Source organism: Nocardia sp. NPDC050710 (assembly GCF_040654375.1).
Taxonomy (GTDB): domain Bacteria; phylum Actinomycetota; class Actinomycetes; order Mycobacteriales; family Mycobacteriaceae; genus Nocardia.
The window spans coordinates 1-24,955 of record NZ_JBFAHV010000021.1 but is presented as its reverse complement, the minus strand read 5'-3'; the positions used below and the strand labels follow the sequence as shown (position 1 = coordinate 24,955).

Here is a 24,955-nt window from a genome sequence, read left to right as displayed (position 1 = left end):
GCGTCACGACCACCCTCGTTCGGTACCGGCGCGATCGGCCACCGGGCGCGGTGCGGGACCCACGCGCGACAGTTCGTGCGCTGTGCCGATCACCGTCGGTACCGCGGTTATCGCGCGGCTTTGCCCGTCGCGGAGATGAATCGAAGCTCGTCGAACCCGCGCGTAAGGATCTTTCCGCTCGGACCCTTCGGCAATTCATCCACGAACGCGAAGAGATGCGGAACCTTGTAGGCCGACAGCCGCTCTTTGGCCCAGGAGCGCACAGACTGCGGATCGAGTTGTACGCCGGGAGCCGCGGCCACGACCGCGCCGACCTCCTCGCCGTAGTAGTCGTCCGGTACACCGATCACCACCACTTCGACGATGTCCGGATGTTGATAGAGGACTTCCTCGACCTCGCGGGGATAAACGTTGTACCCGCCGCGGATGATGAGATCCTTTGCGCGCCCAGCGATGTAGACGTATCCTTCGGCATCGCAGCGCCCCAGATCGCCCGTCTTGAACCATCCGTCGGACAGGTCGGCGGCAGTGGCGTCGGGCCGATTCCAATAGCCTTTCATGATGCTGGGCCCGCGCAAGTAGATCTCTCCGACAGTGTCCGTGGGAACGACGTTTCCGTCCAAATCGCGTATTTCCATAGAGGTATTGGGGAGAACGGTGCCCACCGATCCAACCCGCTGCTCGCGGTCGAGCGGGTTGTATGTGGCCGCGCCGGTCGATTCGGTTAGTCCGTAGCCTTCCAGGATGGTGCAGCCGAACCGTTCGGAGAAGGTCCGGATCACCTCGGCGGGAAGGGAAGCGCCACCGGAGGTCGCCAGTCGCAGGCTCGCGAAGTCCTCCGGCCCATAGTCGCCGACGGTGTGCAGCATGGCATTCCACATCGTCGGCACCCCGGAGACGAGGGTCAGCCGGTGATCCCGGATCATCTCGATCATGCCCCGAGGCTCGAACGGGGACAACATGGAGAACGAGCACCCCACATGCAGCGAGGTGACCAGGCATACGGCCAGCCCGAATACGTGGAACAGATGCAGACCCGTGCCGAAGCGCTCGTCGGGCGTGAGCTGGAGCTGGTCGATGAAAGTGCCTGCGGTTTCGACGAGATTCCCGATGGCGAGTTCGACACCTTTGGGTTTGCCGGTGGTGCCCGAAGTGTAGAGCAGGACCGCCGTGTCGTCGGCGCGTCGGTCCACCGGTGCGGTGACGGCGTGGACCGGTGTGGTGTGTGCGCCAGGGTCGAGGACCAGCAGCGGAAGTCCTCGTTCGGTGGTGGCCTGCCGGGCCGAGTCCTGCGCTTCGTGCCAGGCGATAGCGAGCCGAGCACCGGAATCATCGAGCACATGGCCGATCTCGGGCACGGTCGCCATCGTGTTCATGGGAACGGCGATGGCACCGATAAGTTGCGTGCCGAGGAATGCGACGACGAACTCCGAGACGGTCGGGGCGACGAGCAATACTCGATCACCCATCGCGACACCGGATTCGGCGAGCCAACCGCCGAAAGCCGCACTGCGGTTGGCTAGTTCGCCATAGGACAGCTGCTGGTCCAGTGCCCGCAGCGCTATTGCGTCGGGGCGCTCGGTCGCATGCTGCCAAAAACGGTCGGCGACATTGGGCATGAGAATCTCCTTACGGGTTGGGCATGCAGGGTGAGTGGGCGAAGGAAGCATGACGACGGCGGCCGGCGATAGCGGCCGAGGCGTCGGCAGCGCGGACCTGGAGCCGCCGGAACTCCGGCGAATCCTCGATGCGCAACTGGATGAACAGCACCACAGGGACCAGCAGGGCGCTGGCCGGCGGTGCCACGTCGATCGACGGTGCCGTGGATGAAGAGGTCGTACCACTCGATCGAACTGCCGACCAGTCCCACAGCCATGAGCCTGCGCAATTCTTCCGGTCCGTGGCGGCGGAATCCGGGTTCGAAGTCATTGCAATCTCCAAGATGACTGTGCCTGAACCGATGTGATGGCAGTCACGTATCGGTCTGCGCCAAACCGTACTTGAATCCGGTGTCGAATTCAATAACCGTCGCCCGGCGGCCGCTCGCGCGGGTGTGCCCGCGTCATCCCTTCAGCGTAGATTCGTTGCGGGCGTGGACTTTCCGATATGGATTCCGATGCTCGGCTGGGCCACGTCGGCGCCGACGGGTGCGAGGAGTCGGAGGGTAGGCCCGATCTGCGTGGCGAGGGTGTCGTGGATCCGCGACCCTGCCTCCGAATCACGGGCGCGGCCCGCGTCGACGTGTTCGTACGGCATCCGGACGGTGCGGAGAACGGTAGGAGCGGCCATACCCCTGGCTCGGCGAGCGTGCTCGGATCGCCCGCAACGCGAGCTCAGTTCGAGTTCGTGTGCCGCGCGGCCAATGCGACAGGATACCCCAGGTCGGCGGTCATTACGGCGGCTGCCAAAGGGTGCGCCAGCTCCCGCAGCCGGGCGCAGCCGCTTTCGCCGATCGCCTCGTACGGGTGAATCGCAAGCCGGTCGGTGCGGTCCTCGATCTCCTGGCGGCGGCGGCGACCATCGTCACTCAGCACGAGTTCGGGTCCGTCCGCGAGCCAGCCGCGCGCTCGGAGCCGTTCGACGCCCGCGGTCCAATCCTCCACACTCCAGGAACGGCTGATCCGCAATACTTCCGGTGCGATGATGCCGGTCGCGCTGTGGGTGATGAGGGCCTCGATTCCATCCAGCCCTTCGGCGAGTAGCAGCGCGACATGGCCGTCACCGCGGAATTCGCGCAGCAGTGTCTGCGCATGCCACAGGACCAGGTGCGGAGCCGTTGGCCACGGCAGCCTCGCATGCCCTGCGAATAGTGTTCGGCCCTGCGTCCGTTCGCAAGCATGCTCCGCGGCCCGCCGCGCCAGTTCGGCCGCTTCGCGCACTTCGGGCTCGTCGATGGCTGTGCGCCATGCCCGGCGTAGTGAGCGGTCGACAGCCTCGTATCTCGCCGCGAGCACGTCGTCCGGGGTTGCCATAGCCCAGGCAGCGGGCAGCGCCGAATGAACTACAGCGGGATTGAAATTGAAGAATGTCGCGATGGCGACCTCGGCCGGCACCGCTCCCATCGCAGCCGATCGAGGCGCGAAGTACATCGTGCTGCGATCGGTGAAGCCGAGCCGGGCGTACACCTCGGGACCGAGTGGGCTGAAATAGATCATCCCGTGGATGGGCTCGAGGGCTCGGAACGTCGCCCGCGCGGTCTCTGGCGAGACTGTAGTCAATGTTCACTCCTGGGGTGGGTCGGTAGCGGGGTCAGGAGGCGGCGGACCGGTGCGCGTCCTCGGAGAAGTGGTCGCGAATTTCGTCGCCGATCCGGTAGGTGGCAAGGACAGCCACCGCGATGAGCACGCCCGGTGCGAAGATCTGTTCGGGCGCGATGAGGATGTGCTGGTAGGCGTTGTTCAAGTCGCCGCCCCAACTCGGCGCAGGTGGCTGGATACCGAGACCGATGAACGACAGCGCTGCCTCGATGATGAACGCCAGGCCCGCGAAGACCGTGCCCTGAACGATCACCGGGCCGATTGCGTGCGGCAGGATATGGCGCAGCACTACAACATGGGCTGGGCAGCCGGACAGGCGCGCACTGAGCACGTACTCGCGCCGACGCAGTTCCAGTACTCCGCCGGCGGTCAGGCGAGCGATCACCGGCGCGAACACAACGCCCACCGAGCACATCGCGGTGACGAGATCAGGTCCGAGCACACCGGTGATCGCGATGGCGAGTATCAGCGCGGGGAAGGCCAGAAAGGCGTCCGCGGTTCGCATGAGAAGCGCGCGGAGCCAACTCGGCCCGTATCCGGCTCCGAGACCCCAGGGAACACCGACCGCCACGCCGACACCGACCGCGATCAGGACCCCTGTGAACGAGGAACGCCCACCCCACATCAATCTGCTCAGAACGTCACGGCCGTAGCTGTCGGTGCCGAGCAGGTGATCACCGCTCGGGCCGGCGAACCGATCGGCCAGATCCTGAACAGTCGGGCTGTACGGAGCGACCAGCGGCGCCAGCACCGAAAGGAGTGCCAATATCGCGATGACACCGAGGCTGAGCCACAGCGCCGTTCGTCTCCAGCGGCCGCCGCGGCGGGTGGTCCCGACGTCATCGACCAGCGTGAGGGTGTTCATCAGTGTGCCTCCGATCGCAGTCGTGGCGTAAGCCAGACATTGGCCAGGTCGATGACAAGGTTGAGTCCGAGCACGATCGCGACGTAGCTCAGGACGATGCCCTGCAGCATCGGGTAGTCACGGGTCTCGATGGCGGTCACGAGCGCCCCGCTCATCCCAGGCAGCATGAAAATCTGCTCCTGCAGGACCGTGGCGCCGAGCATGCCGATGGCGAGTAGGCCGTATACGGTCAGCAAGGTGGGGAGAATGTTGCGAAAGGCATAGCGCCACACAACGGTTCGCTCCGTTAACCCCATTGCGCGCGCCGAGCGCACATACTCGCTGGACAGTTCGTCGATCATCGCGGCCCTGACCTGGCGCACGACCACCGCGGCAGCCCCGGCGGCCAGCGCCGTCGCGGGCAGTGCCAGGTGCTGAAGGTTTTCCGCCGGGTTCCGTGAGAACGGTACATATCCCAGGGCTGGAAACAGGCTCAGGCCGACGGCGAACACATCGATGAGAACTATGGCCAGGAAGAAGTCGGGTACCGCCAACCCCATCCCGGAGGCGGCGCGGATCGCTCCGTCGGACCGTCGACCGCCGCGTTGTGCGGTCCAGGCTCCGAGGGGTACCGCGACCGCCGCGGACATGATGAGCGCCAACCCCACGAGTTCGAGGCTTACCGGCAATCGATACAAAATCTGATCGGCGACCGGTGCCCCGTTCACCAGTGATGTGCCGAGATCGCCGCGGAGTACTCCGGTCAACCAGTGCCAGTACTGCTCATGAAGGGGCTTGTCCAGTCCCAGACGCTGGTTGATGACCGCCGGGTCGATGTCGGTGCTACTCACACTGAGCAGCGCATCCGCCGGTCCGCCGGGGACGAGATGAATGAGCAGGAACGTCATGACAGTCGTCAGGAAGGCGGTCGGCAGCATCTGCCCGAGTCGTCGCAGGAGCAGGCGAGCCAGGGGGTTGTTCGTCGATCTGCTCATGAGACCGCCAAATAGACCAGCTCGGGTGATCCGTTGAGCGAGGGTACGACACCCTTGACGCGTCGGGTGTAGGCCGCCACGGCGGGGGCATGGTACAGGGGGATGAATTCGGCTTGGGCGACAACGATTCGGTTGATCTCCTTGACGACCGCCAATTGCTCTGCGTCGGTATAGGTGTCGTTGAGCTTGTCGATCAGGCGTGTGATATCCGGATTCGGTTCGGCGTTCTGGCGGTAGTACGACGTCGGGCCGAGTAGTGCGCTGTAGTTGAGGGGAGCCGACCACTGCGAGGGCCACCCAACGCTGAACAACTCCGCGGCGTTGTGCGCAACGAATTGTGAAATTGCCTGGGCGCCTGGAACATTGACGAAGTTCACATCGATGCCGACCTTCTTCCACTGCTCGGACACCACGACCGCGTTGGTGGAGAACGGCGGGAGTGCGGCGGAGATGCCCCGGATTGTCAGACCGTTGGGGTAGCCCGCTTCGGCCAGCAACTGCCTGGCCTTGTCGGGGTTATAAGGCCACGCGTTGTCGGATTGGGGGTCGTGGAAGGTCGTGCCCGGCGGGTAGAGCGACCAGGCCGGGGTTCCGGTATTGCTGTTGAGCACGGCGTTGGCGATTGCCTTGCGGTCGAGTGCGTATTCCATCGCCAGCCGGACCTTCGGATTGTTCACCGGGCTGTTCTTGGTATTGATGACGATGGCGGTGAAACCGAGTTGCGGTGTCCGCTCGAGAGTGATGTCCGGATTGCGCTCGAGCGGCGGAGTCGCGGATTCGCCGATACCGAAGGCATAGTCGGCAGTGCCGGATGTCAGGGCGTTCGTCATCGCGGTGTCACTGGTGACGATTTTGATATCAATACCGGCGGCCTTCGGTGCGGGATCACTTACGGGCCGGTATCCGGCGAATCGCGCAAACGAGTATTCGCTGTTCGGAACGGCGCGCGTGAACTCGTAGGGCCCCGCGCCGACCGGATGATTCGCGAAGTTGTCCCCATGCTGCTTCAGCGCGGTCGGCGAGACGATGAAGCCGAGTCGACTGCTCAGATAACCGGGCATACCGGATGTCGGCTTGTTCAGCCGGATGGACACGGTATCCGCGGATACGACATCGATGCCGGTGATGGACGGAACCGGCACCAGACCGGTGCCGAGGCAGTGCTGCATGCTCGCTTTGACGGCGTCGGCGTCGACGGGCGTGCCGTCGTGAAAGGTCATTCCGGGCCGGATCTTCACAGTGAACGTGAGCTTTTCGGGTCCGGCGAATTCCCAGGAGGAGGCGATGCCCGGCAGTGGTTTCAGGGTGGCCGGATCGATATCGATCAGAGGTGCGTACAGCAGCTTCAGGTAGGTGAGGTCGTATCCGGAATTGCCCGCGCACGGATCGAGTGAGCTCGGGGTCTGCCTGGTGGCGACGTTGACCACGGCATTCGGATCGGCGGGAGCGTCGGTAGACGAGCCTCCACCGCATGCGCTGAGGGTGAATGCGAGCGTAGCCGCGGCGGCGCCGGCTGTCAGTTTTCGGTTCATCGTGGTTCTACTCTCTGGTCCGCGTCGGTGCGGGTCGGTTTCCAGGTGGCCTGGGCTCGGTCTCGGTAGTGGCAGGCCGTGGGGTGGTCTGATGAGGCGTCATCCGCCAAGGAGGGGATCTCCTGCGCGCAGTAGTCGGAAGCCAGTGGGCACCGAGTGCGGAATCGGCAGCCGGACGGCGGTCGGCGGGGATCCGGGATCTCGCCGCGCAGCAGAATTCGGCCGCGGTCCCGCCGGTCGAACGTCAGACGCGGGACGGCCGCGAGCAGTGCCTGGGTGTAGGGATGTCGAGGACCCTCCAGTACCTGGCGGGTCGAGCCGACTTCCACCAGCCGTCCCATGTACATGACGCCGACGCGATCGGCGATCTTCGCGACCGAACCCAGATCGTGCGAAATGAACAGGTAGGTCAGTCCGTGCTCATCGCGTAGATCGGCCAGCAATCGCAGCACCTCGGCTTGCAGCGACATGTCCAGCGACGCGACCGGCTCGTCACACAGGATCAGATCTGCCCGTGATGCAAGTGCCCGCGCAATGGTCACACGCTGCCGCTGGCCGCCGGAGAGCTGACCCGGCCTGCGGTCGGCGATGTCGTCAGTCAGGCCCACCCGGCGCAGCAGCCCCAGGGCGGGGCCCCGCAGCGAATGCGGAATGCGCAATCGACCGGGTGCCATCGGCTCGGCTACGCACTGCCACACCAAGAGACGGGAATTGAGCGCCGTACGGGGATCTTGGAAGATCACATGCGATGGGCGGCCACCGCGTCCTCCGGTACCCGGCGTCCGGTTGATCGACCCGGATGTCGGATCGACGATTCCCGCGAGTGCGTGTGCCAGCGAGGATTTTCCCGAGCCCGATTCACCTATGACCGCCAAGGTTTCACCGCGACGTAGGGAGAAGCTGACCCCGTCGACGGCTCGCAGCCGGTCCGCTCCTCGGCCATAGTCCACGACCAGGTCGCGGACATCCACGAGAGTCGCGCTCATCAGGCCACCAATCCGGACAGCTCGAGTTCACCGCTGCGCAGGCATCGCGTCGCGGCATTGGTGTCGCCGACCAGGTCGGGATGCGTGTTCCGGCATCGTTCGACGGCGTGGGCGCACCGCGGCTGATAGGCACAACCCTTCCGATTGGGCGTGAGCTCCCGGGCCGGCGCGGCTGCCGGGAGACCGATTGCGAGCCCGGTCGCATCCAGCAGACTGGCCGAGTACGGGTGGGTCGGCCGCTGCAACAGCGCATCTCGTGGCGCGACATTCACAACTTCCCCCGCGTACATGGTGATGACCCGGTCGCAGAGCTCGGCGACCACCCCGACGTCGTGGCTGATCAGCAGCACCGATAGCCCGTCCTCGTCGGCGAGCTGACGGAGCAACTCGATGATCTGGGCCTGGATCGTGACATCGAGGGCGGTGGTCGGTTCGTCGGCGATGAGCAGTTGCGGACCGCAGGCCAAGGCCATCGCGATCATCACACGCTGGCACATTCCACCTGACAGCTCATGGGGATAGGCCCGCAGCAGTCTGTCCGCATCCGGCAACCCCACCCTGTCCAGGAGCTCCGTTGCCCGCTTCGTAGCCTGGGTCGCAGTGAATGTCAGGTGCGCTCGCAGTACGTGAGTAATCTGCTTGCCGATCGTCAATACAGGGTTGAGTGACGACCGCGGCTCCTGGAAGATCATGCTCAGTTCACGTCCGCGCATCGCTCGCAGCATGCTGTGCGGGGTCTTCAGGATGTCGTTGCCGTTGAACGAGATCCGCCCGCGCACATCCGCCCCCGGCGGAAACAGTCCGAGAATGCTCAGTCCGGTGAGGGTCTTTCCACTGCCACTCTCGCCGATCAGTCCGGCGACTTCGCCCTTATCGAGCTCGAATTCGACCTGCCGCAGCAGCGTTCCCACGGCGGGGAGCCGCAATGACAGGCCGCGCACACTCAGCAGCGGTGCCATACGCACTTCTCTCAATCTTGCTAAGCCACACGCGGTGGAGGGGATTGGTGGGTTTGGTGACCGCGCAGCCGGAATCGGTCCGACACGGCGCACCTCACGAACCTTCCGGGCCGATGGGGTCGGATGGGGGATGGGGAATCGCGGGTCATGTGCGGCGCGGGGCCTTCGGACCCGACCGAATTGCTGTGAACTGGGACACAATGGTTACATCGATATGAATCCGACGTCAAGTTTGAATTTGGGATACTTCGCGTCACGGGGCGCGGGGAGAGACGGGTTGATTCCGAAGGGGTGCTGAGGGATACGGAGGGCTCGGTGCGCGCTGCTCGATACCCTGTGTGTTCCTGTCCGCGTGGCCTGGACGGTGGCGTGCTGCCGCTCTGGCAGGTGCTGTGGCCGGACTGGACGATGGGGTCCCGGCCGTGCGTCGACGTGGCGCAAGTTCCGCGTACCCGTCGCCGATTCCTCAGGTATCCGCGGCAGCCTCGGTGAACCGGATGCGGCCGGCCTCGGCGCGAGAGGTTTCGGCGGAATTACCGTGGTGGGTGGCCGGATCGGCGGAGTCCGTGCGGGGCCCGGGGGTGGACCTGATATGAAGGTGTGGGTGGGACATAAGCAGTTGCTGGAACCGACCCTGACGACCTTGCCGCACGGGCCGCACGGGCTTGCTCGCGATCTGGTGACGGGGTCGCAGCGTCAGCGGCTCCTGTTCGCGGTGACAGTCGTCGTCGCCGACCGCGGCTACCTCAATGCGACAGTCGCAAATATCGCTGCGGCAGCGAAGGTTTCGCGTCGTACGTTCTATCAGCACTTCCCGGACAAGGAGGCATGCTTCCTTGCCGCGGCCGAGACGGGTCGCGATCTGATGATCGAACATCTCGAGCGGGCGATGACGCAGGTGCTATCCGAACAGGTGGAGCCCCTCGAGGTACTCCGGCGCGGCATTCGCGAGTATCTCACCCTGTTGCGTGACGAACCATCGTTCGCCCGCTCGTTCTACCTGGAAACCGCGGTGGCCGGATCGCGTGCGATCGCGTCGTTCGAACGTTGCCAACACTGGTTTGCCGGGTACATCCGAACGTGGCGAGACACGGCAGGCCCCATCGATCCATCGGTCCCCGATTATGCCTATCTGGCGGTGACCGATGCGACCAATGAGGCCGTCCGTCGAACCCTGCGTGCCGGAGGTGACTTGCTCGAACTCGAGGGCGCGGTGATGTACATCCACCGCGCGCTGCTCGGGCCGGCAATACCTGTCGACTAGGAAGTGATTCTGTCTCTCGCCCCGGTGAGGTCGCAGGAAGCATCGTCGCTGGTGTTGCCACCTTCGGAGACGATCTTCGCGAACACCTTCGCGCAGTTGGCCAGAGCGGTACCGACGGTATTCGCTGTAATAGTCGAGTTCCGCAATACGACGGTGCCCAGCGGGATGTTGACCCGATCGGTCACCGGGGGCGGGAGGGTGTCGAGGTAGGCCGGCGCCACGTTGATGCCGCCGCCGGCATCCGTGGCAGAGTTTCCGGTGATTGTCGAACGATCGAAAGTCACCACGCCCCGGCCTCGGACATCTACGCCGCCGCCGCGACCGGCGAATCCACCGGGGCGGGACCACTTTTCGGGATTGACCACGCGGTTGTTGGAAATCGTCGAGTCGGTGAAGGTGCAGGTGTTATCGCACCGCACACCGCCCGCCTCGCCGGATGTATTGCCGGTGATGGTCGTATTCTTCGTCTGCAAGTCCGACCCCGGCACGTTGAAGATCCCGCCGCCATACCCGGCGCTGTTACCGCGAACCACGACGTCATCGAGTACCAGGTTCGACGAATTGGAGATGCCGCCCCCACCGGTGTCGTAGAAGGGGATCTCATGCTGGGCGGTGACGCCGCCGCTCACAGTCAATCCCGCCAACGTTACGGGCGCGGCAATACTGAACACCCTGTCGATCCCGTTGGCGTCCAGCACTGTCTGGTCACGGCCGGCGCCCCGCAGTACCGTCGGCGCGGTGAGGTTCAGATCTCCCGTGGTCGGATCGGGGTTGCGGCCCTGCACTTTCTTCGGGTCGGGCGGTATTGCCAGAATGTACCGTCCGGCGGGCACCACGATCGTACTGCCCGGACGGGCATTGGCCGTCTGCACCGCGGCACGCAACGTGCAGGTGTTGGAGGCCGTGCGGCATTGCCCGCCTTTGGGGTCGGCCGCGATCTCGTCTGCCATGGAGTTCACAGTGATAACCCCTGGCGCGTTATCGGCGTAGGCCGCTCCGGAGAATCCGACTGTGCTTCCAGCGACCAGGGCTGTGATTGCGACGGCGCCTGCCGCCGCAACAGATGTGCTTGTCCTCATGAAGTCTCTGATCCGATCATGAACATGGAGTAGGGTACGCTCACGTTTGAGTAAGGAACGCGAATGATTACAACTTTGTAGCAGAGTGGGGAACCATCGAGGGCGTTACCGAGAATCTTTGTGGCAGTTACCAATTCGCCTCAGCCGGGGTTGCGGCTCCTCGCCTTCGTCGAGTACGGCTCCTGGTCCGGAGCTCATCCTCGACCTCGCAAAATGTTTCGCGTCCGGCGTCCGCCACTCGCGTGATCCCGACGCGTATTCGCGGGCCGAGCCTGCGGCCGAACACGCTTGAAACGGCGGTGGTTTCGTCAGGTTGCCACCGGTGGTCTGCCTAAACCTTCGCCACCTGGCTGGAGGAGCATCCTGATGTGGAGATCATCTGCCGTGATCGTGGCGGCACCTACGCCGACGGTGCCCGTACCGGTGCACCAGATGCCATGAACTGCTCTCGCACAAGATAATTCACCCTCCACGGAATGAGTGCCGCATCCGGAACGATGGGGCCGAGACATCGAGCTGGCTGCTCCCTGACACAGCAAGGACGAGGGGCGTGATTGCCCTGGAGTACGTGATCGGCGCGAATGGTGAATCGACGCAGCCACCGTCGTCGAACAACTCGATCGGGGTACACCAGCTGGATGTGGGCTAGCCGCGATGACCGGCGGCGGAGTGAAGGAATCGTCCGCTTCGAAGAGACCGGCCGCCAGGTCGGCACGTGTAGAACCCGGTTATGCGGGGGAGCTTATCCGTTCTCCGACAGAAACTTTCGTCGGCGGCGTCCGGCGGAGCTCTACGGTCGGTTGGCGGTACGTCGGTGACCTGAGCCGACTCCTGCGGGAACTTGCTAGGGCTGGATGAGTGGCCAGAGTTTCTCGGCGATGCGTTGTCCGGCGGCGCAGACCTGGTCGGTGTCGACTTCGGGAGTGCCGGGGCGGCGGACATAGACTTTCAGCAGTTCGACCGGACGGTAGGGCTTGGCGGTGGAGCGGTTGGTTTCGCCGGGCCACTGGTCCCAGGTCTTGCCGGTGGTCGAGTGCGAGCACACCGCAGCGCCGGTTTCGCTGATGGAGGAATGCATCACCGAGGTTGGCCGCCCTGCCACGGTGCTGTTGGGACGCCCGTAGGCGCCGCCGCTGGCACGCAGTGCGAACTCATTAATCACCTCGACATCGACAGCCAGGACCGCCTGACTGGCGCCGGTCCCGGCTGTCCAGTCGCATCGTATTCCAAGGCTGTTGTGGTCGATACCGTCGCTGCGGCCGAGCGCGGCGGTGATGTCTTCGGCCGGCACCTTCGAACACAGATCGACCGCGCCGAGCGAATCTGCGGGGTAGGCCACCCGCGGCACTTTGCCGTCCAGGAGGGCCAGGATGACGGCGCTGGCTGCTCGTTTACCGACGGTGGCGATATCGAGTCCCTGGGCCAGGACGCCGGTGGTGTAGTCGAATCCGCGGTCGCTGCCGGCGGCGTGGATTGTGACTCCGACCCCGGCTTGGTCGTGGATAACCTCGACCCATTCGTGTTCCTCGGCGTCCCAACTCCCGCTGCGTTGCAATGGACCGTTCTGTTCGGTGATAACCGTGGGGCCAGACGGTTTCGCCGCGGCGGCATCTGGGTCGATGTGCACGTCCACGCGGATGCCTGCCTCGCGACCGCTGGCCGGCGACAGGTAGTAGTTGCAGCCGTGCAACCTGGTGGCGCCGAATGCGACGTTGATGTCCTCGGCAGTGTTGGCGGCGAGGTGTTCGGCGGTGATGAGCCCGCACGGGTCGATCGTGGCCGCGTCGGCGAATGATACTGCAGCACTGCTGCTTTCAACGGGGGAGCAGCTGGCCACCAGCATGACACCGCATGCGACCGCTCCCAGCATCGGCGTCGCCCGCGCTCGCAAACCATCACCGAAGAACCCCATCACCCCTACCCTTCCCCGGACGATCTGCCGATGAAGATACACACTGGTTCCCGGGTGCAGATGGGCGGCTGGTCCACAATGGTGGCAACGCCGACGTGGCATCGCATCGAGCCACAAGCGAACCGGACGACACCTCGTAACCGGCGGGAGAAGCGTGGGGTTCGATTCCACCGTGACCCCAGCGGCGCCGACGACACCCATCTCGCCGCTGCGAGCGTCGACGGCACACTTCGGACCTGGCTTACCAAGTCATTCCGCGATCGCCGACCGCATCTGTTCAAACCCGGCAGGTGCACTCACAGAGAGCGAGTGGACGCAGAACACGCCTGGTTCAGGCCATCGAGCACTCTGCTGACAGGTGGCCCGGCCCTGAGCGACTCGGCTCGGATCACCGCGCTTCCGGTGTCCTGCACCCGCGAGACCCGGACGCGTATTCGTGGGCAGAACCTGCGGCCGAGCATGCTTGAAAACCGCGGTGGTTCCGTCAGGTCGCCGCCGGTCTACCTACGCGACGGCGGCGTTGAACGAACCCTGGGCGTCGGATTGCGGTCATCGCCGGAATCGGTACCGGCATCCTCGCCAGCACCGACGGCGCGAGCGTGCCCGCCGCCGTCTGCGATTTCGTCGTCGGATGTCAGCGGCTCCTCGTCACGGCGAACGTCAGTGGTTCGACGCCGCCAAGAGGCGGCGCGCCCGAGGCCGATCTGATGAACTTGTCCGGCCATGAGGACGGCCGCACGTTGTAGTGCTACCTCGAGAGCACATCGTCTTCCGCGAGGTGATCCGCCCCGACTTACCCCGACGCCCGGCCAGAAACGCAGGTACTGCGCCAAAGGCCCGGCCGGGCGCGCCGGTGTCTAGATGACCTTGGCGGCGATCAGCAGGTTCCAGATCTCGCCCTGGTCGACGACCTCGACGCCGAGCTTCTCCGCCTTGGTCAGCTTGCTCTCGCCTACCCCAGCACCGGTGATGAGCAGGTCGGTGTTCGCCGATACCGAGGACGCCGCCGTCGCGCCTGCCTTCTCGCATAGGCGTTGGAATGTCGGGCGGGCGACCTTCTCGCCGGAGCGTGGGTCGCTGATAGCGCCGGTGATCACCACCGTCTTACCTTCCAGGGGCGCGCCGGCCGCGACGACCGGGGGAAGGTCCTCCTCACGCACGTCCAGGGAGACGCCTGCCGCGCGCAGTCGCTCCAGTTCCGGACGAAGGCGAGTGAGGTGCGCGACGAGGGAGGCGGCGACCTTGGGTCCGATATCCTCCACGGCCACGAGCCGTTCCTCGCCCGCATCGGCGACGTCCTCCAAGGAGCCGAATCCCGCTCGGGCCAGGCGAGCGGCGGTGCCGTCGGAGGCCATCGGGATCGCCAGGCCGATCAGCGCGCGGCGCAGGCCGACCTGGCGGCTGGCATCGATCGAGTCGATCATGCGCGCGGCCGAGACCTCGCCGATGCGGTCGAACTCGAGCAGTCGCTCCTTTGTCAGCGTGTAGAAGTCCGACGGGCTTTCCAGGATGCCGTCTTCCGCCAGGCGTTCGATCCACACCGGCCCGATGGCGTCGATGTCCGCCGCCGCCCGCGACGCCCAGTGGATCAGCCTGCGCACCGTCTGTGCGGGGCAGGAGATGTTGGTGCAGAACAGCTCCCGGCTGTTGCCCTGCTCGGTCACCGGCTGCTCGCACGAGGGGCAGGCGGTGGGCGGCACGATCTCGCGCTCCTCACCCGTGCGCTTGGAGGCGTCGAGCACGCCCGCCACGAACGGGATCACGTCGCCCGCGCGGCGCACCAGTACGGTGTCACCGACTTTGATGTCGCGGGCACGGATCACCTCTTGATTGGCCAATGTCGCCTTCGTGACCGTCGTGCCGCCCACGAAGACCGGTTCCAGCCACGCGACCGGGACGATCTTGCCGGTCTTGCCGACATCCCAGACCACATCGGCCAGCAATGTGGTCTTCTCCTCGGCGGCGAACTTGAACGCCAGCGCGCCACGTGGGGAGTTCGATCGAGTCCCGGCCGCCGCGTAGGCATCGCGGTCGGCCAGCCGCAGCACCGCGCCATCGAGGTCGTAGTCCAGCTCGTTGCGACCTTGCTCGATTGCGGTGATCGCTGCCTGCGCCTGCTCGGCGTCGGCGCAGAGCCGCATCTGCGCACCCGCGACTCCGAGTGCCCGCAGCCCCTCCTCGAGGTCGACCGCGGCGCCGCCAGCAGAGGTATCCAGGTCGAAGCCGAAGAACCGCAGGCGTCGCTCGCGGACCGTGACCGGGTCCTTCGCCCGCAGCGTGCCCGCCGCGGCGTTGCGCGGATTGATCAGCGGCTTGTCCGGATGCGCCGTGTTGTAGGCGAGGAAGGTCGAACGCAGCATCACCGCCTCACCACGCACCTCAACCCGCCCCGGGACGTCGATCCGCTCGGGGACGCCATCGGCCAACGCGCGGACCAGCACGGTCACGTCGTCACCAGTGGTGCCATCACCACGGGTCACGGCACGCACCAGCCGCCCGTCCTCGTAGACCAGGGCCAGGGACAAGCCGTCGAGTTTCGGCATCACTACCACCGGCTGGCCGGGAAAGCGGTCGAAGAACGCCGCGACCTGCTCAGCTTTGGTCGCCTTCTCGAGTGACAACATCGGACGCGAGTGCCGGATCGGGGCGTGCAGCACTGCGGGCGCCCCGACCTGCTCCAGCGGATTCGGGTCGGGCGCGAGGTCGGGGTGAGCTTCGATCAGGCCACGTAGCTCGTCCTCGATCGCGTCGTACTCGGCGTCCGCGACCAGCGGCGAGCCCTGATAGTAGGCGTCGCGCAGCGCCACAATGCGGTCGGCAAGTTCTTGGATATGTTCCCCAGTTTCCACAGCACCCGACGCTACCGATACCCACCGACACCGTGGAACGACGATCCGTGGAGCATTCAGTCTGCCGCGCTGCCCTTCCCGCACACCGGCCCCACGCCACGCTGCTGGGGAGGGATCGGTGCGGACGGGTCGGCGGCTGCGCGACGCTGCCAGCGCCGCCGATCCAACCGTTCCCGCTCGCTGGATCTGGACACCGGAATGCTGGGGCGCGGATACCAACCTGTTCCGCGGGATCGGCTCCGCCGCACGCCGATTCGCGGGGCGGTCGGATAAATAGACAGAATTTGATCATCGAATCTGCGTCCGGGTGAAGATGAAATTGCGTTACCTCGACACAACATACTGTTAGCCCGCTATTAACGGTGATTATTCACACAATAAGAGAATTGGATTTGCAGATTTCTTTTCCATAACGTTGCTGGTGTACGCCATGATGCGTCGTTATCCATCCGTGAAAGGAACCTCCGTACATGTTCTCTCGCAAGGCCCTGGCCGCCGCCGCCACCGTCTCTGCCGCCGCCCTGTTCTTCGGCCCGGTCGCGATGGCCTCCGCCGCTGACTCTGCCGCCACCGGCTCGGCCTCGGGTTCGGCCGACGGCGGCTCGTCCTCGGGTTCGGCTGGCTCGTCCACGGGTTCGGCCGGCTCGTCCGCCGGTTCCTCCATGCTCGACTCCGGCAGCTCGGCCCTCGACGGCGGCACCTCCGCCATCGTCAACATCATCGATGCGATCACCGGCATCAGGGACCTGAACCAGCCCCAGCCCGCCGCCTGATTCGGTCTCGGTAGCGCACCGCTTCGTCCGCGTCGCCCCTCGGGGCCCGGATTTCTTTTGTGCGACTACGCTGCGCATCAGCGAGTGCGCGCTATTGCAGTGAATTTGCCAGAACCCAACTGGTCATTCGTAGGGTCAGACGCCGCGGGGCGGTCACGCATTTGATGTGGCTGCCCGGGTGGGTGAACAGTTCGCTCGCCGAGTCACCGGTCGGCCCGCAAGTATTCAACACCGAATACCGCCGCCGCGGTCGGAGTGCGGCACTGCCACGACCTCCGCGACATCGGACGCCTCCGACGCTCATCCTGTTGTGCTGCTGGGCGGCGTCCTTTCCCCGCGCAGGGTGCTCCAGAGTTGAGTGTGCTGTTTCGTGCGGCCTCGAGTACGGTGCGCGCTGTGCAGAATGGTTCGTCGTTGGTCGGTAGACAGGACGAGATCGGCCGACTGGAGGGGATTGCGCGCTCGGCTGCCGAGGGCCGGGGCGGTGTGGTGGTACTGCGGGGGGAAGCAGGTATCGGCAAGAGCGCCCTGCTCGAGCAGGTCAGCCGAGCGCCTGGGTTCCTGGTGTTGCAGGCGTCGGGGTCGGAGTTCGAGTCCGAATTGCCGTTCGCCGCACTGCACCAGCTGTGCGTGCCTGTGTTGGGGCGTGCGGATGAGCTGCCAGAGCCTCTACGAGTTGCGTTCGGCCAGGCCACCGGCGCGCCGGAGATGTTTCGTATCGGGTTGGCGGTCCTGGAATTGATCGGCGGGGCTGCGCGTAATCGCCCTGTGCTGTGCGTGATCGATGACGCGCATTGGCTCGACGATGCATCGACCAAGGCGTTGATGTTTCTTGCCCGCCGGATCGCTTCGGAGCCGATCGCGATGATCTTCGCAGCTCGCCAGGGGCTCGATGAGCTTCCCGGTATGGAACTGGAGGGTCTGAGCGACGACGAGGCGCGTGGGCTGTTGCAGTCCACGCTCGACCCTCGGGTGCGTGAGCGGATCCTCGCCGAGGCGCGCGGTAACCCGCTGGCGTTGCTGGAGTTGCCGCGCACCGATGGATTCGCTCTCCCACAGACGTCGTCGGTGACGAACCGGGTGGAGCGTGGATTCCAGGCCAGGCTGGCGGCATTGCCCGCAAAGGTGCAGTTGCTGCTGACTCTCGCCAGTGCCGAGCCGACCGGCGACCCGGCCCTGTTGTGGGCGGCGGCCTGCGAACTCGGCATCGATGTCGATGTGAGCAGCGCCGCGGAAGTATCGGGCCTGATCGAATTCGGCACGCGGGTGCGGTTCTGCCATCCGCTGGCGAGGTCGGCGGTCTACCGGGTTGCCGACGTAGCCGAGTTGCACACCGTGCACCAAGCGCTGGCCGAGGTAACCGATCCGGTCACCGACGCCGACCGCCGCGCCTGGCACCGAGCTCATGCCGGCGCCGGGCCGAACGAAGCCGTTGCCGCCGAACTGGAAGCATCCGCGTCCCGGGCCCAGGCTCGGTGCGGCGTTGCGGCCGCAGCAGCGTTCCTCGAACGCGCCGCGGCGCTGTCGCTGGATCCGGCCAAACGCACCGGACGCACACTCGCAGCCGTGCGGGTCACACTGGAAGCTGGTGATGTCGAAGCAGCTTCGGATCTGCTGACCACCGTGGACACCAGCGGCTTGGACGACGAAGTGCTCGCGCGAGTCGATCTGCTACGCGGGCAGATCGCGTTCAGTCGGCGCGGTGACGGGGACGGCCCGCGTTTTATGCTCCGCGCCGCGCAGCGGATGGCCGCCCTGGATCCGGCATGGTCGCGCGACTGCTACCTCGACGCGCTGGAAATGGCGTTGGCAGTCGGCCGCGCCAGCGGAGTGATGGACCAGGTGATATGTGCAGCCGGTTCCCCCCAACCGGCTCCGGCGCCACCGGACATCCTCGACGCACTGCTCACGCTGACCACCGAGGGGCACCGGGCGGCGGCGTCCTTGCTGCGGTCGGTCGTCACCGATGTCGGCGTGTTCGCTGCCCGTCCCGCACTGGCCACGATGGTCGCGGCCGAACTGTGGGATATCGACGCGCACAACGTGATCACCGAGTGGATCATGAAAACCGGTCGTAGTTCCGGCTCGCCGATCATGCTGCGGCTCGGCCTTGCCCAGGTGGCCGCCGGCGCTGTGCATACCGGCGACTTCGCCACGGCGATGTCGGCGATCGCGGAAGAGGAAGCGATCGCCGACGCCGTCGGCGCGCCACCGATGATGTACCCGCGGCTGCACCTGGCCGCCGTCCGCGGCCGTCGGCAGGAAGCGCGCGAACTCTTCGACGCGGCGGCGGCAGCGGCTGACGCCCGCGGCGCCGGGCAGCTGATCGCCAACATCCACTGGGCCCGATCGGTGCTGGGCAACGGTCTGGCCGACTATCCGGCGGCGCTGGCCGCCGCTCAGCAGGCGGCAGCAGGTGGTGACCTGTTCCTCGCGGGCATCGCGCTGCCGGAACTGATCGAGGCAGCGGTGCACTGCGGCCACAGCACCGAGGCCGAGGCCGCGCTGGCGGCACTGACCGAACGCACCCAGCCGAGCGGCACGGTGTGGGCTGCCGGAGTCACCGCGTGCGCCCGTGCCCTCGTCACCGGTGACGAACCGGCATATCTTGACGCCATCGAGATCTTCGACGGAACTCGGCTCACGCCGTACCTTGCTCGGACCGAGCTGCTGTACGGGGAATGGTTGCGTCGCCAGAACCGCAGGCTGGATGCGCGCCAGCGACTCCGCAGTGCACATAATCGGCTGTCGGAGTTGGGGATGGAAGCATTCGCCCGTCGTGCCGCAGATGAACTGCGGGCCACCGGAGCACAGGCAGGCAGCCGTTCCACCCGCACCCACGATGAGCTGACCATGCAGGAAATGCACATCGCGCGGTTCGTGGCCGCCGGTGCGACGACCAAAGAGGTCGCCGACCGGCTCTTCCTCAGCCCTCGCACGATCGATGCCCACCTGCGCAACATCTTCCGCAAGCTGGGCATCACCTCCCGCAGACAGCTGCGGGAGGTACCCGACCTGAAGCCTTAGGAAATGCCCAGCTGCTGAACAACCCACATGCTGTCGGCGTTGGCCCAGTACTCACTGATCAGGTTGTCGGTCACCTTCAGGATGTCGGTGCCGAAGAACTCGATCGGAGTCGGTCCGGGCGCCGCACCGGGTAAACCGGACTGGTACGTCCCGCGACCGAGCCAACGCAGCACCAGGTAGGGCTCGTCGACCAGTGGCCCGACCTGAACGGTGAAACGAAGGTCGGGGACAGCTGCCCGGATGCCACCGACCCAGATGTCGAGCTTGTCGCGGCCGGCAGTGTCCGCGGGAGGTCCGCCCAGCAGCGGTGCGGCATGGGAGACGAAATCCGGGTGGACGGTGCCTTCGACCAGTGACAGGTCACCGTTCCATATGTCGGTCCAGGCCTGGGCGATCTTGTCGTAGGACATTGTTCTGGTCCTCTTTCGTTTCGGTCAGGGGTCGGTGGCGGGGCTATTCGCCGTGCTGGCCGGGGGCGGCGCTGCCGCTGTATTCGCCGAGCTCGGAAACGAGCTTGGTGATGTCGGGCATGGTGTCGTAGCGGCGCTGGTGCAGCTCGGCGATCTTGTCGGCCAGCTGCGGGTCCTCGTCGTCGGTGATGTCGAACGACATGAACTTGTCCACCAGGGGCAGCCCGACCCGGTCGGTGTTGAGGTGGGCCGGATGCACGAGGTATTCCCAGTAGCCCTCGAGGTCCTCGATGGCGAACACCGCGCCGTAGTGGTATTCGCCGCCGTAGTCGGGGCCGACGACGAAGGACTTCACCGCCGGGATGACCCGGCCTTGGTTGCGCAGGCTCTCGAGCGCCTCTTCGACCTGTTCGGGGGTGGCGGAGGCCTTGATGGTGAATCGGTTGCCGTGGTAGATCATGCGACTTTCCTGTTCTTGTTCCGGTGCAGGGTGAACAGCGCGGTCAGGGCCGCGCCCACGGTCATCGCGACACCGCTGAGAGCGAAAGTGTCGGCGACGCCGATGGTCTGGATGAGTGGTTGCACGGCCAGCGGTGAGAGGAACTGGCCGAGGAAGATCCCGGTGACAAGTCCGCTGAGGACTTGGCCGCGGCGCTCCGCGGCTGCCAGGTCGGCAAGGCGCAGGTTCAGGTTGGGCACAACGAGGCCGACGCCGATGCCGCCGACGAGCAGTCCGGCCACGATCAGCGCGACAGATCCCGCGGTGCCGATCACCAGCCAGCCCAGCCCCAGCAGGCCGATACTGGTGATGGTGATCGCGGTGGGTGCGAGCCTGCTGCGCAGGACTGGAAAGGCCAGCGCACCCACGATGCCGGTCAGTGTGCTCCCGGCGACCACGATTCCGGTGACCGAGGGGCCGACGTGGAAATCGGTGAGCAGGAACGGCAATTGGGTCGGTGCCATGTAGAACGCGAGTGTCACGACCAGGGCGAGTACGTATATTCCGTTGATGCGCCGCGAGTTCCGCGACGCGCCAGTCGCAGCGGCGGGTGTGGCGGCGCGGGCGGGCTCACCGATCGTCAGCACGGCGAACGGCAAGATCAGCGCGGACACGGCGTAGATCCAGAACGGCAGTTTCCAGTCCAGGTCGGCCAATACACCGGCCAGTGGCAGGAATACCACTCCGCCGAGGCTCGCCGCTGCCTGCTGCATCCCGAGGAACGAGGCACGCCGTGGTCCGTCGAACCAGTCGGTGATCAACGCACTGACCGCGGTCATGATCCCACCGACCGCGACGCCGAGCAGCGCTCGCGTCGCCAGCAGCACTGCCAGGCCAGAGACGAAATACCCCGCGGTGCCCGCCACCGCGTAGAGCGCCAAGCTGCCGATGAGCAACGGTCGCCGCCCGACACGGTCGGCGACGGTGCCGCTCAGCGGAGCACTGATCGCGATCGCCAGCGACGTGACCGTCAGGGCCAGCCTGACCAGTACATCTGCCGTGTCGAAGACCTCGGTCATCGCCGGCAGACTCGGCGCGATGATGGCCGCGGCCATGATGGTCAGCGTGGCCGCGGCCAGCAGCGTCGCCTGGGCCACCCGCGGGGGTGCGTGCCGGGCGGTGGTCATCGGTCCTCCTCGTCGTTCGTTGATGAGATGAAGACTTCCAGTGGCACAGTGTGTTTCGCGTCGGCGAAAATTACCTATTCGCACCGCGGGAACCGCATAGGTGGTTTTCACCGACGCGAGTGAAAGACCTGCCGAATTCGTGCGAGCAGGGTCCAGGCCAGAGTGGTGGTCCATCGCCTGGCCGGAGCTATCCCGCAGCCGCAGCGTGGCCGCTCTGGTGCGCGGCGTCGCGGCCGACGGCACCTATCTCGAGTACTGCGAGGCTGTCGCGGCACGCGCAATCGCAGCCTGATCGCCGAGCGGGAGCGCCCGGGCTGGTGACCGGTTCATACGCGCACGACTACGCCGAGAACCTGACTTCACGGTGACCGAGGACCTGCTCGCGGTCCGTGCGATCGACCGTGTCCTCGACTCGACCGACAACCACTGGTTCGAATGCCGGAACGAGGGCGATCCATTACCCGACGAGCTGGACAGTCACCGCGCCGTACCCAGCCGATTGTCGGAAGCCTCGGCTCAGAATTTGCCGATGTGATGTTCGATTCTGTGCCCGAGTCGGGCGGCGAATTCGGTGATGAAGTCCTCGGTGAGGGGCGGCCAACCCCGGAAGTCGAAGGCGAGGGTGCCCAGGGCGAAGTCGTCTGCCCATTGCCAGGTGGTGATGGGGCTCGGTGTGGTGCAGGAGGGACAGATTGCCGCGCCGGTGCCTGTCTGTTTCCAGGCGTCGATCGCGTCCGAGAACGGCTGCCATACGGCGGGATCGGCTTCCCATTGTTGCGGGTAGTCGATGATCACGGTGGTGGCCTGGCAGCGTGGGCATATCGCGGAGGCCGGTTCGATGCAGCCTCGGCCGGAATAGTGGTCGTGGCGGCCGACGATGACACCGACGGGGCCGGGGATCCAGTCGGCGCCCCATTCCTGGGTGATCTGCGGCCAGTCGGGACCTGGCACATAGCCTTCATCGATCTGGAAGCTGTACATCGCGTAGCGCGAAGTCTCCCGAAGCAGCCACCGTCGCGACACCATCCAGTCCACCATGTGCTCGGCCAGCGTGCTCGCGTCGGCCGAGGTCACCTCGAGGTCGACGATTCGTTCGAAGTAGTAACCCACACCGGCATCCTGCCACCGAGGACCGACGCCCGTACCCGAGTCAGCGGGGCGCCGAGTGGCCTTCATCTGATCGGCAAACAAAAGCCGTTACACGGCAACATGATTCGACTGCTAGTGTCGCCCTCCGTGAATACTCCGTTCTCCCTCGCCGAGGTCCGTGCCGAGATCGATGCGATCGACAGCACGATGATCGAACTCCTCGCGACCAGGCAGGAACTCGTGCGCGCGGCGGCGACGTTCAAACGCGACGAGCACGCCGTCCGCGCCCCCGACCGCTTCGCGCAGCTGATCGTGTCGGTGCGGGAGCGGGCGGACGCGGCGGGCTTGTCGGCCGATGTCGCGGAAACGATTTGGCGCTCGATGGTCGGCGCGTTCATCGAACTGGAACTGGCTGAACACAAGTCGCTCCAGGCGAGCGAGTAGCCCCCCGCGAAGATTCCCGGTTACGCGGCGATGTGTACTGCCTCAGCTTCCGGAGGGGCGAGAATGCTTTTGAATTCAGGGCACTCGGCTAGCGGTTGATGGGTGCAGGTTGCGGTGTGGCGCAGACCATCCCGCATTCTCGTCAGGCGGGCGATGTCCTCGTCCAGTTGCTTGGCTCTGTCGGCCAAGTGGGTTCGGAGTTCGGCGTCCTCGGGGGTGGCCGTCAGGAACCTGGCGATCTGCGCGATGGTGAAGCCCGCCGCGCGGGCGCAGGTCACCAGAGCAAGTCGGGCGAGCACATCCGGGTGATAGGTACGGCGCAAACCATGGCGGCCGTCGGGCTTGATGAGGCCCCGTTTCTCGTAGAACCGCAGCGCGGACGGGGTCAGCCCGGCCTGCTCGGCGACTTCGGCGATATCCAACGATGTCATGCCCGATTACTCCTTGACTTGAACCGCGCTTCAAGTTGCACGATAGGCGCATGACCGAAGAAATAGAAGACCAGATCTCGTTGCACCCGCAGGTCGAGGCGTATTTGGATCGACTCGCCCAATTCAATTTCGGTGAGCTGCACACGTTCCCCGTCGAGCAGGCGCGCGAAGGGGTGCGCAGAGGAGTCGTTCTGTTGGGCGAGCCCGAAGCTGTTGCCGACGTCGAGGACCGCATGATCCCCGTGGCGGATGGGGATATTCGGGTCCGGATCTACACTCCGGCGGGTGCAGGCCCCTTCCCGCTGTTGGTGTTCTTCCACGGTGGCGGGTTCATGCTCGGCGATCTGGACACCCACGATGGTCTGTGCCGGAGCCTCGCGAATGGGGCCGAGTCGATCGTGGTTTCCGTCGACTACCCGAGGGCGCCGGAGCACAGATTCCCGGCAGCACCCGATGCCTGCTATGCCGCGACGCGGTGGGTTGCCGAGAACGCGGCCCGCATTGGCGGGGATCCCGCCCGGATCGCTGTCGCCGGCGATAGTGCCGGAGGCAACCTGGCGGCGGTTGTCGCGCAGACCGCGCGGGATCACGGCGGGCCCGCCCTGATCTTCCAGCTGCTGATCTATCCAGACCTCGATTTCCGGAGAACGAATTACTCCATCCGCGAATACGCGGGTAAGTACGGCAATATCGGCAGGGCCACCCAGCGCTGGTTCATGGATAACTACCTGACCACTGAAGAGGAGAAGCTCGATCCCCGAGTCACGCCGCTGCTCTCCCCCGACTTGGCTGGGCTCCCACCAACACTCATCATTACCGCTCAGTACGACGCGCTGCGGGACGAGGGCGAACAGTACGGCGAGCGTCTCGCGGCAGCCGGTGTCCCGGTCACCGTCAGCCGCTATCCCGGAATGATCCATGAATTCGTCCAGCACACCTTCGACGACAGCGAGAAGGCCCGAACCGAAGCAGCGACAGCACTACGGAAGGCGTTCATCCGCTGACCGTCACTCCACGCGGGCAAACGTCCGGGCTCTGCTTCTCGAATGCGGTCCCTCGCCGCAGGAACCAACCGCTGGACCGATCGAGGTCATGGATCAGCCGCAGCGGTCTCGGCGTCCGGCCGGTGTCCGAGGCCGAGACCCGTCACGTCAGGCCAGTGACGGGCCGACGCGGCTGAGGTGCCGGGCAGCTGATCAATCGACGACGGTGACGGCGGACTCACGCAGGACTCACCGGTGGCGGGCCCTCGTCGCCGACCTACGTCCCGGCGGTTGCCATGCTGCTGCGTGATGCAGCGTGGGAGATTTCATCCACGCTGTACACCAAGCCAGTTCGAGGAGTCAGGCGGCGTCGAGGGCCGTGGTGATCTTGCGGGCCATTGCTGCCACGGCGGGGTTGGGCTGGGTCTTGTGGGGCCCGGTGGCGGTTTCGATGGCGATCAGGACGGTGTCGCGGAAGTTGTCGGCCTCGGCCGG

At 65.6% G+C, this 24,955-nt stretch carries 22 protein-coding genes; 6 read left to right on the top strand and 16 right to left on the bottom strand.

What is annotated here, in order from left to right:
- Positions 1–107: 107 nt before the first annotated feature.
- A complete protein-coding gene (locus AB0H61_RS28835) occupies positions 108–1,619 on the bottom strand; it encodes a long-chain fatty acid--CoA ligase (RefSeq protein ID WP_357310546.1) in 1,512 nt (503 codons plus the stop codon).
- A gap of 128 nt (positions 1,620–1,747) precedes the next feature.
- On the opposite strand from AB0H61_RS28835, the gene AB0H61_RS28830 reads away from it, so the two are divergent.
- Entirely contained in the window at positions 1,748–1,966 is a 219-nt protein-coding gene (locus AB0H61_RS28830) for a hypothetical protein (protein ID WP_357310544.1), read from the top strand.
- Positions 1,967–2,070: 104 nt separating this feature from the next.
- Here AB0H61_RS28830 and AB0H61_RS28825 read toward each other — a convergent pair whose 3' ends face one another.
- The 7 genes from AB0H61_RS28825 to AB0H61_RS28795 are packed head-to-tail and all read right to left on the bottom strand — an operon-like array spanning position 2,071 to position 8,573.
- On the bottom strand, positions 2,071–2,289 hold the full coding sequence (locus AB0H61_RS28825) for a hypothetical protein (protein ID WP_357310542.1): 219 nt from the start codon (positions 2,287–2,289) through the stop codon (positions 2,071–2,073).
- Positions 2,290–2,333: 44 nt separating this feature from the next.
- The gene (locus AB0H61_RS28820; RefSeq protein ID WP_357310540.1) at positions 2,334–3,218 is read right to left on the bottom strand and encodes a hypothetical protein; all 885 of its coding nucleotides are present in this window, start codon (positions 3,216–3,218) and stop codon (positions 2,334–2,336) included.
- Between the two features lie 31 nt (positions 3,219–3,249).
- On the bottom strand, positions 3,250–4,122 hold the full coding sequence (locus tag AB0H61_RS28815; protein ID WP_357310539.1) for an ABC transporter permease: 873 nt from the start codon (positions 4,120–4,122) through the stop codon (positions 3,250–3,252).
- Complete coding sequence (locus AB0H61_RS28810; RefSeq protein ID WP_357310537.1) at positions 4,122–5,096, bottom strand: ABC transporter permease; 975 nt, start codon at positions 5,094–5,096, stop codon at positions 4,122–4,124. The genes AB0H61_RS28815 and AB0H61_RS28810 overlap by 1 nt, the downstream gene beginning before the upstream one ends.
- Entirely contained in the window at positions 5,093–6,628 is a 1,536-nt protein-coding gene (locus AB0H61_RS28805) for an ABC transporter substrate-binding protein (protein WP_357310535.1), read from the bottom strand. The genes AB0H61_RS28810 and AB0H61_RS28805 overlap by 4 nt, the downstream gene beginning before the upstream one ends.
- Positions 6,625–7,614, bottom strand: coding sequence for an ABC transporter ATP-binding protein (locus tag AB0H61_RS28800; protein WP_357310533.1), 990 nt, complete (start codon positions 7,612–7,614; stop codon positions 6,625–6,627). The genes AB0H61_RS28805 and AB0H61_RS28800 overlap by 4 nt, the downstream gene beginning before the upstream one ends.
- Positions 7,614–8,573: an ABC transporter ATP-binding protein gene (locus tag AB0H61_RS28795; protein ID WP_357310531.1), complete on the bottom strand. Its 960-nt coding sequence runs from the start codon at positions 8,571–8,573 to the stop codon at positions 7,614–7,616. Before AB0H61_RS28795 ends, AB0H61_RS28800 begins: the two co-directional genes overlap by 1 nt.
- Before the next feature lie 592 nt (positions 8,574–9,165).
- On the opposite strand from AB0H61_RS28795, the gene AB0H61_RS28790 reads away from it, so the two are divergent.
- Positions 9,166–9,837: a TetR/AcrR family transcriptional regulator gene (locus AB0H61_RS28790; RefSeq protein WP_357310529.1), complete on the top strand. Its 672-nt coding sequence runs from the start codon at positions 9,166–9,168 to the stop codon at positions 9,835–9,837.
- On the opposite strand, the gene AB0H61_RS28785 is transcribed toward AB0H61_RS28790, so the two are convergent.
- From AB0H61_RS28785 to ligA, 3 genes are all read right to left on the bottom strand, one after another.
- The gene (locus AB0H61_RS28785) at positions 9,834–10,787 is read right to left on the bottom strand and encodes a hypothetical protein (RefSeq protein WP_357310527.1); all 954 of its coding nucleotides are present in this window, start codon (positions 10,785–10,787) and stop codon (positions 9,834–9,836) included. The two genes, AB0H61_RS28790 and AB0H61_RS28785, sit on opposite strands and share 4 nt — an antisense overlap.
- A gap of 973 nt (positions 10,788–11,760) precedes the next feature.
- Positions 11,761–12,759, bottom strand: a complete 999-nt coding sequence (locus AB0H61_RS28780; protein ID WP_357310525.1) for a hypothetical protein — start codon at positions 12,757–12,759, stop codon at positions 11,761–11,763.
- 926 nt (positions 12,760–13,685) lie between these two features.
- A complete protein-coding gene (gene ligA, locus AB0H61_RS28775; protein WP_357310523.1) occupies positions 13,686–15,677 on the bottom strand; it encodes an NAD-dependent DNA ligase LigA in 1,992 nt (663 codons plus the stop codon).
- Between the two features lie 470 nt (positions 15,678–16,147).
- Between ligA and AB0H61_RS28770 the strand changes: the two genes are divergently transcribed.
- Together AB0H61_RS28770 and AB0H61_RS28765 are read left to right on the top strand one after the other, a co-directional pair.
- On the top strand, positions 16,148–16,450 hold the full coding sequence (locus AB0H61_RS28770; protein ID WP_357310521.1) for a hypothetical protein: 303 nt from the start codon (positions 16,148–16,150) through the stop codon (positions 16,448–16,450).
- Between the two features lie 396 nt (positions 16,451–16,846).
- Positions 16,847–19,477 (top strand): AAA family ATPase, encoded by a 2,631-nt coding sequence (locus AB0H61_RS28765; protein WP_357310519.1) that lies wholly within the window; start codon positions 16,847–16,849, stop codon positions 19,475–19,477.
- On the opposite strand, the gene AB0H61_RS28760 is transcribed toward AB0H61_RS28765, so the two are convergent.
- From AB0H61_RS28760 to AB0H61_RS28745, 4 genes are all read right to left on the bottom strand, one after another.
- Entirely contained in the window at positions 19,474–19,887 is a 414-nt protein-coding gene (locus AB0H61_RS28760; protein WP_357310517.1) for an ester cyclase, read from the bottom strand. The genes AB0H61_RS28765 and AB0H61_RS28760 overlap by 4 nt on opposite strands.
- Before the next feature lie 43 nt (positions 19,888–19,930).
- Entirely contained in the window at positions 19,931–20,347 is a 417-nt protein-coding gene (locus AB0H61_RS28755) for a Dabb family protein (RefSeq protein ID WP_357310515.1), read from the bottom strand.
- Positions 20,344–21,513: an MFS transporter gene (locus tag AB0H61_RS28750; protein ID WP_357310513.1), complete on the bottom strand. Its 1,170-nt coding sequence runs from the start codon at positions 21,511–21,513 to the stop codon at positions 20,344–20,346. The genes AB0H61_RS28755 and AB0H61_RS28750 overlap by 4 nt, the downstream gene beginning before the upstream one ends.
- Positions 21,514–22,029: 516 nt before the next feature.
- The gene (locus tag AB0H61_RS28745) at positions 22,030–22,623 is read right to left on the bottom strand and encodes a hypothetical protein (RefSeq protein WP_357310512.1); all 594 of its coding nucleotides are present in this window, start codon (positions 22,621–22,623) and stop codon (positions 22,030–22,032) included.
- Between the two features lie 126 nt (positions 22,624–22,749).
- On the opposite strand from AB0H61_RS28745, the gene AB0H61_RS28740 reads away from it, so the two are divergent.
- Positions 22,750–23,046 (top strand): chorismate mutase, encoded by a 297-nt coding sequence (locus AB0H61_RS28740; RefSeq protein WP_357310510.1) that lies wholly within the window; start codon positions 22,750–22,752, stop codon positions 23,044–23,046.
- Positions 23,047–23,066: 20 nt separating this feature from the next.
- Here the strand turns inward: AB0H61_RS28740 and AB0H61_RS28735 are convergent, their stop codons facing one another.
- Positions 23,067–23,477, bottom strand: coding sequence for a MerR family transcriptional regulator (locus AB0H61_RS28735; protein ID WP_357310508.1), 411 nt, complete (start codon positions 23,475–23,477; stop codon positions 23,067–23,069).
- Positions 23,478–23,527: 50 nt separating this feature from the next.
- On the opposite strand from AB0H61_RS28735, the gene AB0H61_RS28730 reads away from it, so the two are divergent.
- Positions 23,528–24,481 carry an alpha/beta hydrolase gene (locus AB0H61_RS28730; RefSeq protein WP_357310506.1) on the top strand — a complete coding sequence of 318 codons (954 nt, stop codon included), beginning with the start codon at positions 23,528–23,530 and terminating at the stop codon, positions 24,479–24,481.
- Positions 24,482–24,955 lie beyond the last annotated feature (474 nt).

Coding starts and splice junctions, on each gene's coding strand:
- AB0H61_RS28830 (WP_357310544.1), top strand. CDS start 1,748: ATGCGCAACTGGATGAACAGCACCACAGGGACCAGCAGGGCGCTGGCC.
- AB0H61_RS28815 (WP_357310539.1), bottom strand. CDS start 4,122: ATGAACACCCTCACGCTGGTCGATGACGTCGGGACCACCCGCCGCGGC.
- AB0H61_RS28805 (WP_357310535.1), bottom strand. CDS start 6,628: ATGAACCGAAAACTGACAGCCGGCGCCGCCGCGGCTACGCTCGCATTC.
- AB0H61_RS28735 (WP_357310508.1), bottom strand. CDS start 23,477: ATGACATCGTTGGATATCGCCGAAGTCGCCGAGCAGGCCGGGCTGACC.
- AB0H61_RS28760 (WP_357310517.1), bottom strand. CDS start 19,887: ATGTCCTACGACAAGATCGCCCAGGCCTGGACCGACATATGGAACGGT.
- AB0H61_RS28825 (WP_357310542.1), bottom strand. CDS start 2,289: ATGGCCGCTCCTACCGTTCTCCGCACCGTCCGGATGCCGTACGAACAC.
- AB0H61_RS28770 (WP_357310521.1), top strand. CDS start 16,148: ATGTTCTCTCGCAAGGCCCTGGCCGCCGCCGCCACCGTCTCTGCCGCC.
- AB0H61_RS28750 (WP_357310513.1), bottom strand. CDS start 21,513: ATGACCACCGCCCGGCACGCACCCCCGCGGGTGGCCCAGGCGACGCTG.
- AB0H61_RS28785 (WP_357310527.1), bottom strand. CDS start 10,787: ATGGCAGACGAGATCGCGGCCGACCCCAAAGGCGGGCAATGCCGCACG.
- AB0H61_RS28810 (WP_357310537.1), bottom strand. CDS start 5,096: ATGAGCAGATCGACGAACAACCCCCTGGCTCGCCTGCTCCTGCGACGA.
- AB0H61_RS28755 (WP_357310515.1), bottom strand. CDS start 20,347: ATGATCTACCACGGCAACCGATTCACCATCAAGGCCTCCGCCACCCCC.
- AB0H61_RS28790 (WP_357310529.1), top strand. CDS start 9,166: ATGAAGGTGTGGGTGGGACATAAGCAGTTGCTGGAACCGACCCTGACG.
- AB0H61_RS28835 (WP_357310546.1), bottom strand. CDS start 1,619: ATGCCCAATGTCGCCGACCGTTTTTGGCAGCATGCGACCGAGCGCCCC.
- AB0H61_RS28730 (WP_357310506.1), top strand. CDS start 23,528: ATGACCGAAGAAATAGAAGACCAGATCTCGTTGCACCCGCAGGTCGAG.
- AB0H61_RS28780 (WP_357310525.1), bottom strand. CDS start 12,759: ATGCTGGTGGCCAGCTGCTCCCCCGTTGAAAGCAGCAGTGCTGCAGTA.
- AB0H61_RS28795 (WP_357310531.1), bottom strand. CDS start 8,573: ATGGCACCGCTGCTGAGTGTGCGCGGCCTGTCATTGCGGCTCCCCGCC.
- AB0H61_RS28800 (WP_357310533.1), bottom strand. CDS start 7,614: ATGAGCGCGACTCTCGTGGATGTCCGCGACCTGGTCGTGGACTATGGC.